The organism is Acutalibacter intestini (assembly GCF_034334985.1).
GTDB lineage: Bacteria > Bacillota > Clostridia > Oscillospirales > Acutalibacteraceae > Acutalibacter > Acutalibacter intestini.
Genome location: NZ_JAWXXL010000058.1, coordinates 1 through 14700, shown reverse-complemented (window position 1 = coordinate 14700; position 14700 = coordinate 1). Strand labels below are relative to the sequence as shown.

14 protein-coding genes and 1 pseudogene are annotated in these 14700 nt (G+C 45.9%); all 15 read left to right on the top strand.

Annotated features, from left to right (window positions below):
- Positions 1 to 215, top strand: a pseudogene (locus U8U68_RS20445) (hypothetical protein); the annotation flags it as partial.
- Positions 216 to 218: 3 nt separating this feature from the next.
- A complete protein-coding gene (locus U8U68_RS20440; protein WP_322204107.1) occupies positions 219 to 1412 on the top strand; it encodes a glycosyltransferase family 2 protein in 1194 nt (397 codons plus the stop codon).
- 93 nt (positions 1413 to 1505) lie between these two features.
- Entirely contained in the window at positions 1506 to 2402 is an 897-nt protein-coding gene (locus U8U68_RS20435) for an alpha-1,2-fucosyltransferase (protein ID WP_322204105.1), read from the top strand.
- Positions 2403 to 2466: 64 nt separating this feature from the next.
- A complete protein-coding gene (gene gmd, locus U8U68_RS20430) occupies positions 2467 to 3519 on the top strand; it encodes a GDP-mannose 4,6-dehydratase (protein ID WP_322204103.1) in 1053 nt (350 codons plus the stop codon).
- Entirely contained in the window at positions 3509 to 4699 is a 1191-nt protein-coding gene (locus U8U68_RS20425; protein ID WP_322204101.1) for a DegT/DnrJ/EryC1/StrS family aminotransferase, read from the top strand. Before gmd ends, U8U68_RS20425 begins: the two co-directional genes overlap by 11 nt.
- Before the next feature lie 39 nt (positions 4700 to 4738).
- Positions 4739 to 5632, top strand: coding sequence for a thiamine pyrophosphate-dependent enzyme (locus tag U8U68_RS20420; protein WP_322204099.1), 894 nt, complete (start codon positions 4739 to 4741; stop codon positions 5630 to 5632).
- Complete coding sequence (locus U8U68_RS20415) at positions 5629 to 6519, top strand: transketolase C-terminal domain-containing protein (protein WP_322204112.1); 891 nt, start codon at positions 5629 to 5631, stop codon at positions 6517 to 6519. The genes U8U68_RS20420 and U8U68_RS20415 overlap by 4 nt, the downstream gene beginning before the upstream one ends.
- A gap of 13 nt (positions 6520 to 6532) precedes the next feature.
- Complete coding sequence (locus tag U8U68_RS20410; protein ID WP_322204097.1) at positions 6533 to 7420, top strand: acetaldehyde dehydrogenase (acetylating); 888 nt, start codon at positions 6533 to 6535, stop codon at positions 7418 to 7420.
- Positions 7420 to 8412, top strand: a complete 993-nt coding sequence (gene dmpG / locus U8U68_RS20405) for a 4-hydroxy-2-oxovalerate aldolase (RefSeq protein WP_322204110.1) — start codon at positions 7420 to 7422, stop codon at positions 8410 to 8412. The genes U8U68_RS20410 and dmpG overlap by 1 nt, the downstream gene beginning before the upstream one ends.
- A 45-nt stretch (positions 8413 to 8457) precedes the next feature.
- On the top strand, positions 8458 to 9411 hold the full coding sequence (locus U8U68_RS20400; RefSeq protein ID WP_322204095.1) for an NAD-dependent epimerase/dehydratase family protein: 954 nt from the start codon (positions 8458 to 8460) through the stop codon (positions 9409 to 9411).
- A 32-nt stretch (positions 9412 to 9443) separates the two neighbouring features.
- Positions 9444 to 10223, top strand: coding sequence for a class I SAM-dependent methyltransferase (locus tag U8U68_RS20395; protein ID WP_322204093.1), 780 nt, complete (start codon positions 9444 to 9446; stop codon positions 10221 to 10223).
- Between the two features lie 267 nt (positions 10224 to 10490).
- A complete protein-coding gene (locus tag U8U68_RS20390) occupies positions 10491 to 11258 on the top strand; it encodes an SDR family NAD(P)-dependent oxidoreductase (RefSeq protein ID WP_322204091.1) in 768 nt (255 codons plus the stop codon).
- A gap of 10 nt (positions 11259 to 11268) precedes the next feature.
- Positions 11269 to 12132: an aldo/keto reductase gene (locus tag U8U68_RS20385; protein WP_322204089.1), complete on the top strand. Its 864-nt coding sequence runs from the start codon at positions 11269 to 11271 to the stop codon at positions 12130 to 12132.
- Positions 12133 to 12144: 12 nt separating this feature from the next.
- A complete protein-coding gene (locus U8U68_RS20380) occupies positions 12145 to 13089 on the top strand; it encodes a GDP-L-fucose synthase family protein (protein WP_322204109.1) in 945 nt (314 codons plus the stop codon).
- Between the two features lie 4 nt (positions 13090 to 13093).
- Positions 13094 to 14404 (top strand): sugar phosphate nucleotidyltransferase, encoded by a 1311-nt coding sequence (locus U8U68_RS20375; protein ID WP_322204087.1) that lies wholly within the window; start codon positions 13094 to 13096, stop codon positions 14402 to 14404.
- Positions 14405 to 14700 lie beyond the last annotated feature (296 nt).

Sequence of the window (14700 nt, the reverse complement as noted above, 5' to 3'; positions counted from 1 at the left end):
CAGCTGACGCTGGCGGCTGCAAAGTGGTTTTTGATTTGCCAAGTGATATGGAAAGCAGAGGGTATTCCAGGATTTCCAGACAGGTGCTGGATGCGGGAAAAGTGGAAAAGCTGGGGTGGCAGACTGACTTTTCCGTGCAGAATAGGATAGTGGAAACCGTCCAAGTTTTAAAAAATTTTGATGTTGGAGATGCTTTATCTGAATTGGAGAAGTGAATTATGGAAAATCCGCTGATAAGTATTGTTATTCCGATCTATAATGCTGCCCAATATCTAGATCGTTGCATTACAAGCGTATTAGATCAGACATATAAAAATATTGAAATTATTCTTGTAAATGATGGATCATCTGATGGATCGGCAGAAATTTGTAAAGAATTTGCTATAAAAGATGTACGAATAAAATCTATAGACCAACATAATCAAGGAGTAGCTTTGGCAAGAAAGAATGGCGCGAAGCATGCGACGGGGCAGTATATCAGTTTTGTGGACGCAGACGATTACATTGATCGAGATATGTACAAACAGTTAGTTGATTGTTGCCAGGACTATGATCTGGTCATATCGCAATGGTATCGCGAGGAGTCGGCAGGTAGTCGGCGTGCCTCTGATAAAATAGCACCAGGAGCTTATACAACACAGGCAGATATGAGGTTTATTTTAGAACATTTGATCAATGTGTCCACTGCTGGCGGGAAAATTTCTCTGCAATCTGGTTTTACAGGATACATGTGGGGAAAATTGTTCAAGAAAGATCTGGCCCAGTCTGTGTTTGAGAATATAAATGAAGATCTTTCAATTGGGGAAGATTGTGATTTTACATATAGATATTTTCTCAGATGCAGATCTGTACTCGTGACAGATATTTGTGGTTACCATTACCGTATTCATCAAAATTCGGCAGTACATGGCCCTGATGTTGATTGCAAATACTTGAAAAACGCATATGAATTATATATGTCTTTAGCATCAGCTTTTAAGACACATTCAGACTATGAACTTCTATTACCCCAACTTCAATACAAAATTTCTATGATGTTAGCAAAAGCTCCAGCAAAAATGGGCTTCTGTTCAGAATCGCAAAACAGAACAATCGTATTTCCATTTATAAATATGCTGCAGGGAAAGCGCATTGCTTTGTATGGTGCCGGAATTTTGGGTGTAACATATATGCACCAGATAAAAAAATGGGATATTTGCCAGGTCAGGATGTGGGTTGATAAAAACTGGGAATATTACCGCCGCGAAGGCAGAGATGTTTCTTCAGATAATGACTTGCTTGATCGAGAATATGATTATGTGGTTTTAGCTGTGCTGGAAAAAGTTGAGGCCGAGAGGATTTCCCAGATTTTGGTTGATAAGGGCATGGATAAGAGAAAGATTCTTTGGAAAGAGCCCTTTGTTATTGAATAAAATGCAATTCGTGCAAAAAGAAATTCTAGAAAAATTATTTAATTGTTAAAATGTGAAAATTTGCTTCGGGTAAAAATATGGAGGAAGGTTATTTTGAAAATACAACTTTTTGATGGCGGATTGGCTAACCAAATTAGGTACTATTTTTTTGTAAGATACGCACAGAGGCAGCGCCCGGATGATGTATGGTTGTATGATGATACAATCTATTTTGTGGAAGAGAGACACAATGGGTATGAGCTGGAACGGATATTCGGGTTAAAGCTGAATCTTGTAAGTCAGTATTATCGGAGAGAAATATGGGAAAAAATTGTTCAAAATAGGCGTGATGGTATTATTTTACCACAAACATTGTTAGACATGGGAATCCCAAGTGTGTTATTTGAAGGTAGGGTAAGCTTGAGTCAAATAAAAGATCAAGCTGAGTTTTCAGGTAAAACTATTTTTGCCGAGGGGGGACATCTAGGATTCCATCCGGAATATATTGACTTGCCCTATAAAAATATTTATTATCATGCCGAATGGGCCAGCAGAAAATGGTTTGATGCATATGCTGAAGAGAACAGGCAGGAACTTCAGTTTCCTCCTCTCACAGATAAGCGGAATCTGGACTATGCAGGGCAAATGGGTAATTGCTATTCAGTTGGCATCCATGTCCGGCGCGGGGATTTTCAGAATATTGGATGGGACCTTCCCGCAGAGGTCTACAAGTCAGCTTGCCAAAAAGTTGTGTTGGAACACCCGGATGCCCATTTCTTCGTCTTTTCAGACGATTTAGAATGGTGCCGCGCCAACGAAAAAGAACTGGGCTTTGACCTGTCACAGAAAACAACATACGTTGTCGGCAATAGGGGCAAAAACAGCTACATCGACATGCAGCTTCTCAGCATGTGCAAGGGCATGATCCGCAATGCGGAAAGCTCTTTTTCACAGGTGGCGGGATGGTTGAACCCGAATTTGGAGTTTGAAATAAAGCTGAAGAAAGCATAGCTTCACCAGTTCTTTTGGTAAGAAACAGGATTATTCTAAGTGAATATAAACGAGGTACCATAATATGCAAACCGTTCTAATAACCGGAATCAGCGGCCAAGATGGCTCTTACCTGGCAGAATTTCTGCTGGAAAAGGGCTACAAAGTCCACGGCATGGTCCGACGCTCATCTGTGGCTAACACAGCCCGTATAGATCATTTAATTGCACAAAATGCGGTAACTTTGCACGATGGAGACCTAACGGATTCTACCTCCCTTGTCCGTATGATCCATGAAGTACAGCCGGATGAAATTTACAACCTGGCGGCCCAGAGCCATGTGCAGGCTTCTTTTGACGTGCCGGAATATTCGGGCGACGTAGATGCATTAGGCGTTTTGCGGATTTTGGAGGCGGTACGGATTTTGGGGCTTGCAAAGAAAACGCGGTTCTATCAGGCTTCTACCTCGGAGCTTTACGGCAAAGTGGAAGAAATTCCACAAAAAGAGACAACTCCCTTCCACCCCTACAGCCCTTATGCTGTAGCTAAGCAGTACGGTTTCTGGATGGTCAAGGAATACCGTGAAGCGTACGGGATGTTCGCGGTCAACGGCATCCTTTTTAACCATGAGTCGGAGCGCCGGGGGGAGAAGTTTGTCACCCGGAAAATTACACTGGCGGCAGGCAGGATTGCCGAGGGCTTGCAGGACTGTCTGGAGCTTGGAAATTTGGATTCCCTGCGGGACTGGGGCTATGCAAAGGATTATGTGGAATGCATGTGGCTGATGATGCAGCAGGAGAAGCCTGATGATTTTGTCATTGCTACCGGTGTGCAGCACACAGTGCGGGATTTTACCGAAAAGGCATTTGCCGCAAACGGTATCACTCTCCGCTGGGAGGGCACGGGACTTGATGAAAAGGGCTATGACACCGATTCAGGAAAACTGCTGGTGAAGGTTAACCCGGCATGGTTCCGTCCCACAGATGTAGACAACCTGTTGGGAGATCCAACGAAGGCCAGGACGGTTTTGGGATGGAACCCGCAGAAAACCAGCTATGAAGAGCTGGTGCGGATTATGGCGGAGCACGACCGGGAGTTGGCAAAACAGAAAAAAAGGGGGCGGTTCTGTGCCCGGTAAAATTGGCGTGGGGTATGCTTCTGTAACAGAAATCGAGAAAAAATATGTGCTGGACGCCCTGGAGAACCAACGGCTTTCCCAAGGAAAGTATGTGGCGGCTTTTGAGAAAAAGTTTGCGAGTATGCATGGCCACAGATACGGAATTATGTGCAACAGCGGCACAGGAGCCCTCCATCTGGCGCTGGAGACGCTGCGCGAGGTGGACGGCTGGACAGATGAAACGGAAGTGCTGGTGCCCGCCATCACCTTTATTGCCACCAGTAACGCCGTGATGCATGCTGGGATGAAGCCCGTTTTTGTGGATGTTGACCCGGTTACCTATAATATGGACCCGGATGAAATCGAAAAGCACATTACACCCCGGACAAAGTGCATTATGCCTGTGCACTGCTTTGGTATGCCCTGCGATATGAAGCGTGTCGTGACAATTGCCCGAAAGCATAACTTGCGCATTGTGGAAGATTGCGCGGAAGCCCATTTTGCCAAGGTGGACGGGCAGACGGTGGGCAGCTTTTCCGACATTATGGCGTGCAGCACCTATGTGGCCCATACCATCACCACAGGCGTGGGTGGGGTCATGTGTACCAGCGACAGCGGCCTGATGGAGATCATGCGCAGCCTGGTGGCCCATGGGCGGGCCTGCACTTGCGAGAGGTGCCTTGCCAGTGACGGTGACACCGTGTGCCCCAAGCGCATGCAGACAGAGATAGACAGGCGGTTCATGTTTGTGCGGCTGGGCTACAGCTACCGGGTGGGGGAGATTGAAGGGGCGCTGGGCCTGGGCCAGCTGGAGCGGGCAAAGGAGATTCTGGAAGCCCGCCGCCGCAACGCGCAGTTCCTGATAGACGGGCTGTCTCAATATGAATATAAAATTCAATTACCCCGTCATCCCGAAAACGTGGAACATACATACATGATGTTCCCTATCCTGCCCCGCAAAGGCAGCGGCATTGACAGGGACGATTTTGTGCGGTATCTGGAGAAGCATAATATTGAGACCCGGCCCATGCTGTGCCTTTTGAACCAGCCTATCTATAAGGAGATTTTTGGGGATATTGAGAAGGATTACCCTGTGGCGCAGTATATAAACCAGAATGGGTTTTATATTGGGTGTCATCATGGGTTGTCTGAAGATGAGCTGGGGTATGAAATGAGGTGTTTGACAGAATACCTCCAATAACCCTTACAATTAACTATTTAAGAAAGGTGAGATTGCGGAATGCTGGATGGACAGTCTGCCAGGACAGAAAATTATAATGTATCCATAAAGGCAATTGAAAACTTTTCCAAAGAAGCCCGTTTAAATATATATAAAAATATATGTAGAGCCAGGCAATTTGATCTGCAAGTGATACAGGCAGTCGAGCAGGAGCGTATTATTGCACCTGTGTATTTATCTTTGGGCCAGGAAGCGGTTGCAGCCGTGCTTGCAAAAGAAGTCAAGGCATATCATATTTTTACCCAGCATCGTGCTCATGACTTATATATAAGTCTTGGGTGCAGCTTAGAGGAATTCCGGGATGAGTTATTGGGTTTGCCATCCGGTTTCAGCGGGGGCCGTGCAGGTTCCAGCTGCTTGCGGTATATGAAAAATGGGATAAAGCTGTACGGTCATCATGGATTGATTGGTGAAAATGTCCCTCAGGCAGTAGGTGCCGCATTGGCAAGCAAAGAGAAAACGGTATGCATATTTGGGGATGGGTCTGCAGAAGAGGACTATGTCTTAGAGTCCTTAGGCTTTGCAGTCACCCGTAATTTACCCCTTCTCTTTATTTGTATGGACAATGACCTGTCGATTCTGACCCCCAAAAAGGATAGGCGTTCCTGGGAAATCACAGATGTAGCCAAGGGATTTGGAATGAAGGCATTCGATTTAGCAGACTGTCCGTGGAGTATAGGAAGTATTATAAAGGAGTGGGATGGGATGTCCCCTTTGCTTATCAATTGCCGTGTGTGTAGGGAGCGTTGGCATTCCGGTGTTGGCGTTGATGGGCCTCGGGAGTGGGAACGAAATGTAATTGTAAGAAAGCAATTGACCGATTTGGGATATAAGACGGAGATAAAGAAAATAGAGCGTGATGCAGTCCAAGAAATGGAGGAACTGTGGCAATGACTGTTGCGGAAACGATAAAAGAGATTACCCGTCGCCATTTGGAAGAAAGCAATGGCCTGCTTTTTGGGCAATCAGTCACAGCGGTTGGCTGGGTCAATGGCACTGTCCCCAATGTAAAAAATATCATAGAATTACCCATGACGGACGTTGCTGGAGCGGGGTTTGCTGTGGGTGCCGCCCTGGTAGGAGTCAGGCCCATCTTTGTTTTACGATTTCAGGATTTTTTTACCTTGAATTGTAACCAGTTAGTTCATTATGCAGCCATCAGCAAGGAACTGCATGGCCAAGGCGTACCAATCTATATTAGATGTATTGGCGTAGATGGAGCTGGCCCAGTCCATTCTGTAATGCTCCACAATATCCCTATGTATTTTCCAGGGATCACGGTAGCAGTCCCTATGACTCCCGGCGAATACCGAGAGGTCTGGGACAGGTATCAACAGGATGATACGCCATATTTTGTCAGCGAACATAGGAGTTCCTATACCAATGAACAGGAGTGGCAGGACGAAATTGATGGGGAAGAAGCAGATATAATCATCTATGCCATTTCAGACGCGAGAAGAGAAGCGATGGCGGCAGTTAAAAAACTCCAGAATATTGGAATACGTGTGAAGCTAAAGCACATTGTTTGGTTAAAGCCCTTTGACATTGAAGATATGCGAAAGCCCCTTGAAATGAGCCGGGTTGGGATGGTAGTCGATAACGGTTTCCCCGTCTGTGGCGCTGCGAGAAATGTAGCGTATGAGTTGATGGAAAAAACCGGACGTTTTGTGAAGGCGTTATCCTCAGAAGACCATGTGAAATGCTTTAACGTTCCAAATCAAAACAGGACGCCTGGCTGCGACAGAATTGTGCAGGAGGCACTTGCATTAATTTCAAACTGAATGGAAAGATTTTATGGATCAATTAAAAGTTGGCATTATTGGCACTGGAAATATAGGAACAGACTTGTTAATAAAAACAATGAAATCACCAAAACTCAAATGTACTTTGTTTATGGGTAGGCGTGATAATTCCAGAGGTGTTGCAGTAGCAAGAGAGATGGGAGTCCCTGTCTCAGTTGATTCTATTAAGGCTGTTAAAGAAGCACCTGAGCAGTTTGACTTGGTTTTTGACGCGACATCCGCACATACACATTTAGAGAATGCACCAGTCCTACGGGAAAAAGGAATCTATGCGGTTGACCTAACGCCTGCCAAAATAGGAAAAATGTGTGTCCCAGTTTTGAACCTGGATGATTGTGTAGGCCTGCCAAATATTAACATGGTCACCTGTGGGGGGCAGGGTGCTATCCCCATCATATATGCTGTCAGCCAGGTACAAAAAAAAATTCGGTACGCAGAGGTAGTGGCCAACATAGCCTCAAGATCTGCAGGGCTTGGGACCAGAAACAATATAGATGAGTTTACAATAACAACGAAGAATGCTATTGTGGATCTGTGCCCTGTAGAGAAAGCCAAAGCGATTATTACACTGAACCCGGCTGAACCGCCTGTCCGTATGCATAACACAATTTATTTGCTGATGGATAATCCAGATATGGAACGGATCGTATGTTCTGTGATGAATATGGAAAAAGAAGTCCAGAAGTATGTGCCTGGCTACAAGATAATTTTGAAACCCACATTTGAAAACGGGCGTGTGACGACCATGGTAGAGGTCACAGGTGCTGGAGACTATCTTTCTCCCTATGCTGGGAATCTTGACATCATTACAAGTGCGGCTGTCCGGGTTGCAGAAAGATACGCCGAGTTGGGGATAAAGAGGAGGTGCATGGATCTGTGATGCTGTTTGATTCGACCCTGCGGGATGGTTCCCATGCGGTCAACCAGCAATTATCTTTGAAGAACGTAGAAGAGTATTGTGAAGCTGTTGACAGTGTGGGAATGTATACCGTAATTGTGGGCCATGGGAACGGCCTGGGGGCATCCTCTCTACAGGTAGGGCTGTCGTTGCTGTCTGACGAGAAGATGCTTACTGCCGCAAAGAAAAAACTGATCAGGACAAAGTTGGGAGCATTTTTGCTGCCTGGCTTTGGAACAATTGAAGACGACCTACAGCCTGCCTTTGAATACGGTGTCGATTTGGTGTGTGTTGCCTCGCACTGCACAGAAGCCGACATCACAAGAGAGCATATTGAGTATGCCGCAAAGCAAGGGAAAGAGGCCTATGGTATTTTGATGCTGCAACATACCGTATCAGACAGCCAGATTTTAGAGCAGGCGAAAAAAATGGAATCTTATGGTGCCAGGGGAGTAGTTTTGATGGACTCAGCGGGGGCTTCCCTGCCTAGCGCTGTAGGGAAAAGAATCGATTATTTGTCTAACCGGTTGAGAATCCCGGTGGGATTCCATGCACATAACAATTTAAGTTTGGCCGTGGCAAATTCTATTGCCGCGGTAGAGGCAGGCGCCCAGATAATAGATGGCACAACCCGTGGATTCGGAGCAGGGGCGGGGAATTGTCAGCTGGAAGTCCTTATAGCTGTGCTTGAAAAAATGGGATATGGAACAGATATAGATTTGTACCAGCTAATGGATATAAGTGATAACATTGTGTCGCAAATGGTAAACACGGCCCAAGGTATTTCTGGCACCAACCTGATTAGCGGGATAGCAGGGGTATTTTCCTCCTATGCGCCCCATGTGTTGAAAACGGCGAAAGAGTTCCAGGTAGACCCCAGAGAGATTTTTATGGAAATGGGAAGGCGGAAAACTGTCGGCGGCCAAGAGGACATTATTGTTGAAGTTGCGGCAGGATTATGCAAGAAAGTCTAGGAACATCCGAAGCAGTGAGGTATATCAGAGGTAAGGAGGAACGAAGTGGAAAAGTCGGCAAAAGTGGTGGTGTTCGGGGCAAGCGGACTGATTGGGAATGCATTGATAGCTGCGTTGCGGGGCAATGGATATAAAAATATTGTACCATGCCTACACAGCGAAGTAGACTTGGTAAACCAGGCGCAGGTACAGGCATTTTTTGAAAAGGTTAGACCAGAGTATATATTTTTTTGTGCACACCGGAATGTTTCAGATTTCCACACGGGCGAAATAATCGATGCGGCTGAATCGTACGCGAACATTATGATGCTGTGCAATGTGATGGAGGCGGCTAAAAACCAAAAAGTTAAAAAGGCCATCTTTGTGGGTAGCGCCATGCTATATCCTTGGGACCAGACGGATGGGGCAGAGCCCATGAGGGAAGAACGACTACAGGAATACTTCTATCTTGGATACAGCGAGTCCATGCGTTCAACCGTGTTAAGCAAATTTGTAGGATTAAAGCTGTGCCAATATTATTACCTGCAATACGGGTGTCCCTTTGTTTATGCCCTTCCTACCCATATATATGGGAGTTTGCTTAATAGGAGAAGCCTATACTTGCTGGAAAGAATCGTTGTGGACATTACCGAAGCAAAAAAGCAAGGCTCACCAGAGATTCATTTAGACATCTATGGAAAGGGCGTGGCACGAAAACAGTTTCTGCATGTCTCTGATTGTGCGGATGCGCTTATTACAGTAATGGAAAAATATGCAGAGTTTGAATGTCCCATTAACATTTCTACTCCCCAGGCAACATGCTGGAGTGAAATTGTGAAGACTGTATGCGGGATTACAGGCTATAATGGTAAAGTTAAATTTGACAGTACACATTCTGAAAACATGGCCAATAGGCTGGTATCAGTAGAGAGGTTGCAGGCCTTGGGCTGGGAACAAAAAATCGGAATGCGGCAAGGTATGACGCAGATATGTAAAGAGTATCTGGAAAGGTTAACATAAAAAAAATTACATTTAAGAGGAAAGGATTCAGTATGCATCACACAACAGACTGGAAAGATACCATCAACGCAAAAGGGTTTACGCATGAAAGTACAGAAGAGATCAATGCAAAAGAGGCGCGCTACCATTATTTTCAAGAGTGCCCAATCTACCCGGATGAATTGATTTCAAATCTGGGAATATTTTTGAACGCAAAAGAACTTGCCCGCATTCTGTTTTTAGATAATCTATATAAGCAGATACTGGAGATCCCTGGCGTTATTATGGAGTTTGGTACGCTATGGGGTGCAGGTGTTTCCTTGTTTTCCGCACTTCGTGGAGTTTATGAGCCGTATAATTGCAGAAGAAAAATTATTGGATTTGATACGTTTGAAGGATTTCCTTCTGTACATGCGAAGGATGGAAATGCGCCGCTTATTGGGATTGGAAATCTAGCTTTGCCCAAAGGATATGAAGTTTATTTAGACAATTTATTAACCGTACAGGAGCAAACGCAGCCTTTGTCCCATATCAGAAAGCATGAGATTATCAAAGGAGACGCTTCTGTTGAAGTGCCGAGATATTTGAAAGAAAATCCAGAAACCATTATTGCGCTTGCCTATTTTGATTTCGATATCTATGAGCCCACAAAAAAGTGTCTGGAGGCTATAAAAGACAGATTCGTAAAAGGCAGTGTGATAGGTTTTGATGAGTTGAATGATCCCAGTTGCCCTGGAGAAACCCTGGCACTTATGGATGTTATAGGGCTGAAAAACGTCAGACTGAAAAAGGTTCCGTGGTGTACAAAGCCAAGCTGGTATGTAATAGAGTAAAGGCAACACCGCACCATTCGCGGGTGGCGCCTTAAGCACCGTCTTGCTTGCAGATTTTCCGTGATAGCGCACAGCCTTCGCTGGTCAATGGTGAGATGGACGGCGCTCAATCTGTACCCTCTGAAGAAAAATCTGACTGCGCAATACGGTACTTAGAATTGCGCGGTGTTGCCTAAATGCTATGAGATGCCAGGATGTATTTGTTATAGGTGGACAAAGTCTTGCGAACGGATCACTATGTTTTGCTTATGTGAGTTGGGGGCTTATATGATGAACAAAGACTTATTTAACATGGAGGGCAAGGTACTACTAATTACCGGGGCTTCCTCTGGCATTGGAGAAAGCTTGGCTGAATTATTCGCCAGGAAAAAATCCAGTTTGGTTTTACTGGCAAGAAGGCAGGAAAGGATCCTTTCATTGGCAGAGACTCTGGAAAAAACATATGAGATAAAGTGCCTGCCGATACCATGTGATGTTAGCAATGAACAGCAGGCTGTAGAGGCTGTCCAAAAAGCTGTTCACACATTTGGGCGGATCGACGTTTTGATAAACAATGCTGGAATCACAGCTAAGTCTGAGGACATCACTTCGCATTCTACGGAACAATGGGAAAGTGTTTTGTCCACAAATTTGGATGGAGCTTTTTATATCAGTAGAGAAGCTGTGAAAACGATGAAAGAGAAAAGGTACGGGAAAATTATAAACATCTCTTCTGTATGCGGGCTTATGGGTCTTGCGAACCAGGTAAGCTATGCCGCTTCCAAAAGCGGGCTGATAGGCCTTACCCGTGCCATGGCGGTTGAATTGGGAAAATACAATATAACTGTCAATGCAATTGCGCCAGGATATATCCTCACAGAACTGACAAATGAGGGAAGCGGAGGGTTCCGCTATTTCAAAAGCAGGACCGTATCAGAGCGGGTAGGAACCGCAGAGGATTTACATGGCACGGCTCTCCTGCTGGCAAGCGAAGCATCCTCCTACATAAGTGGCGCCGTCATCCCTGTAGATGGTGGCATTACAGCAAATATCTGAGGTGGAAAAAATGAAACTGCATAATGGAGTCGAAATCCCTCCTATAGGGTTTGGAACCTATAATCTACAGGTTGATAGAATAAAAGGCGGGATGGATCTTGCAGTGGAAACAGCAATTTTGTGTGGATACCGACTCTTTGATACGGCTCATAATTATGGGAGCGAAGAGACGCTAGGAGCTGCTTTGCAGCATGTAGTAGACTCTGGATTGGTTCTCCGCGAAGATATATTCATTCAAACCAAGTTCCACCCGGAAACGCCTTATGGATATCAGACGGTGATGCGGCAATTTGAAGAAAGTATAAACAAACTGCGTGTGGATTATTTGGATGCCTATATGATCCATGTGCCTGTGCCACGGTATTCCGAAGAGAAGTATAGAGAAAGAAACATAGATGTATGGAAAGCCTTTGAGGAACTTTATTACAAAGGGAAAATTAGGGCGATTGGTGTATCAAATTTTCTTGAAAGGCATATTCTGCAGCTTTCCGAAAACTGTAGAGAGATTCCCATGTTTAACCAGATAGAAGTCCACCCTTTTTATCAGGAACGCGGTTTGGCAAAATGGTGCCAAACACATGGAACTGCGGTGCAGGGATGGTCGCCTTTGGCAAGGGGAGATGTCTTTAAGAATGATATTTTGAAAGCGATAGCCCAAAAACATGGGAAAACAATTCCACAGGTTTGCTTGCGCTGGGCACTCCAACGGGACATCATTCCCATTGTGGCAGCAGCAGATCCAAACTTTATAAAAGAAAACGCAGATGTATTCAATTTTACGCTAGATTTGACAGATATGGAAGAAATATCGGCGCTAAACACGAATACAGAACATTGGGACATCTGGATGTACAAAAGACAGCAAATGTACTAGTAATGGGGGAATCTGATGATTCGAGACGCAAAAATATACGTAGCTGGCCACACAGGCATGGTAGGCTCCGCCATTGTGCGTGTACTAAAGCAACAGGGGTACAAGAGAATTATCACCGGTACACATAGAGAACTAGACTTGCGATGTCAGGCAGATGTAGAACGCTTTTTTGCAAGAGAAAGGCCAGAATACGTTTTTGACGCTGCCGCACGGGTTGGCGGAATTAGGGCAAACAGCGAGGCCCCAGCGGATTTCTTTTATGACAACATGCAGATGGCAAACAATCTGATTATGGCGGCACATCAATATGGTGTAAAGAAATTTCTGTTTTTAGGTAGTACCTGCATGTACCCCCGAGACTGCGCACAACCCATGGAAGAAGGTTTTCTTTTAACGGGCCTGCCAGAGTACACCAACGAGGGATATGCCTTGGCAAAAGCCTGCGGCAGCCGCTTGTGTGCCTATATGCGCAGGCAGTATGGAGATAATTTTATCAGTTCCATACCGGCGAATGCCTATGGCCCAGGGGATTCATTTGATAAAGAGCATGCGCATGTGATTCCTGCCCTGATTCGCCGGTTTCACGCGGCCAAAGAACAAGGCGCATCTAATGTAATATGCTGGGGTGACGGAAGCCCACTGCGGGAATTCCTTTATGTAGATGATTTGGCGGATTCCTGTGTTCATCTAATGAACCATTATAACGGTGAGGAGCCGGTCAATATTGGAACCGGGAAAGAAATCAGTATCCGCAGTTTAACTGAACTGGTAGCAAAAATTGTTGGGTATGCGGGTGCAATTTCCTGGGATACTACACGGCCGAATGGTGCGCCAAGGCGGTTGCTGGATGTTTCCAAGGCAACTGCCCTAGGCTGGACATACAAAACCGAACTGGAAGAGGGCATCCGCCTGACCTATGAGGATTTCCTCTACCATCCCATACGCGCGGAAAGGTAAGAATATGAACATCATTCTATTGTCTGGCGGTTCTGGTAAGCGGCTGTGGCCCCTGTCAAATGAGGTGCGCTCTAAGCAGTTTATCAAGCTTTTTAAAGCAGAAGATGGCGGGCGTGAATCCATGGTCCAGCGGGTATACAGGCAGGTTCGCCATGCCGACCCGGATGCCAAAATCACCATTGCTACCTCAAAGGCGCAGGTGTCGGCGATCCGAAACCAACTGGGGAAAAACGTTTCTATTTCTGTGGAACCCAGCCGGCGAGATACCTTTCCAGCCGTTGTCTTGGCCTGCGCTTATCTGTACGATGTGCAGGGCGTTACACCAGAGGAACCCGTGATGGTGTGCCCGGTTGACCCCTATGTGGATGATTCTTATTTTCAGTCGCTTAAAAAATTAAGCGAACTTGCGGAGACTGGGGCCGCAAACCTGGTTTTGATGGGAATGCAGCCTACTTATCCCAGTGAAAAATATGGGTATATCCTGCCGGAAAACAAGGCGGGAGTTAGCCGGGTTTTGACTTTCAAAGAAAAGCCGGATGCAGAAACGGCGCAAAAATATATAGAAAACGGCGGCCTGTGGAACGGCGGCGTATTTGCTTTCAAGCTGCAATATGTGCTGGACAAAGCCTATAAAACGGTGGATTTTCTAGATTATCAAGACCTGTACGCAAAGTATGAACAGCTCCCCAAAACCAGCTTTGACTATGCCGTTACAGAGCGGGAAACGAACATCCAGGTTTTGCGGTTTGCGGGCGAGTGGAAGGACATCGGCACTTGGAATACCATTACGGAGGCCATGGACGAGCATAGTTTGGGTGATGTGCTGCTCCACGAAAGCTGCAAAAATGTGCATATCCTGAACGAATTGAACGTGCCTGTGCTGGCTGTGGGTCTGCATGATGTAGTGATTTCCGCCAGCCCACAGGGAATCCTGGTGTCAGATAAAGGGCAGTCCAGCTACATAAAACCGCTGGTGGATGGTCTGGAACAGCAGGTGATGTTTGCAGAGAAGTCCTGGGGGAGCTACCAAGTTCTGGACGTGGAGGATGGCAGCCTAACTATTAAGGTTACCCTGAAGCCGGGGCACAGCATGAATTATCATTGCCACCAGTTTCGGGACGAGGTATGGGTGGTGGTTGCTGGCAAAGGTCGAGTGACACTAGATGGTGTGGAAAGGATCATCAAGGCTAGCGACATCGTTTCCATGAAAGCAGGGTGTGCGCATACTGTTTTGGCTTTATCTGAGCTTAAAATGGTGGAGGTGCAGGTGGGGGAAGAAATTAGTAGAGAGGATAAAACGGTTTTTCAATTGTAAAATCGATAGGCGAAAGAATATGTTTTTATATTAATATATGGTGACCTCTCAGCGTCATACATAACTTACGGCGGACATTGACTTTGGCGGTGAAACCGTGAATCCGGTCGGCATTTTCGAGCTGATTCTTCATACATGGTCCGTCCCCATATCGACTGACGCAAGAATCAATTCCACACGGCGTTCAAAATCTGGCCGATGATGGTGGCCCAGGCCGCGCCCTTGCCCCCCAATGGCACACAAAGATGAAGATGGGGTCCAGAATGATGTTGGTGATACAGCCGATCAGCAGACCG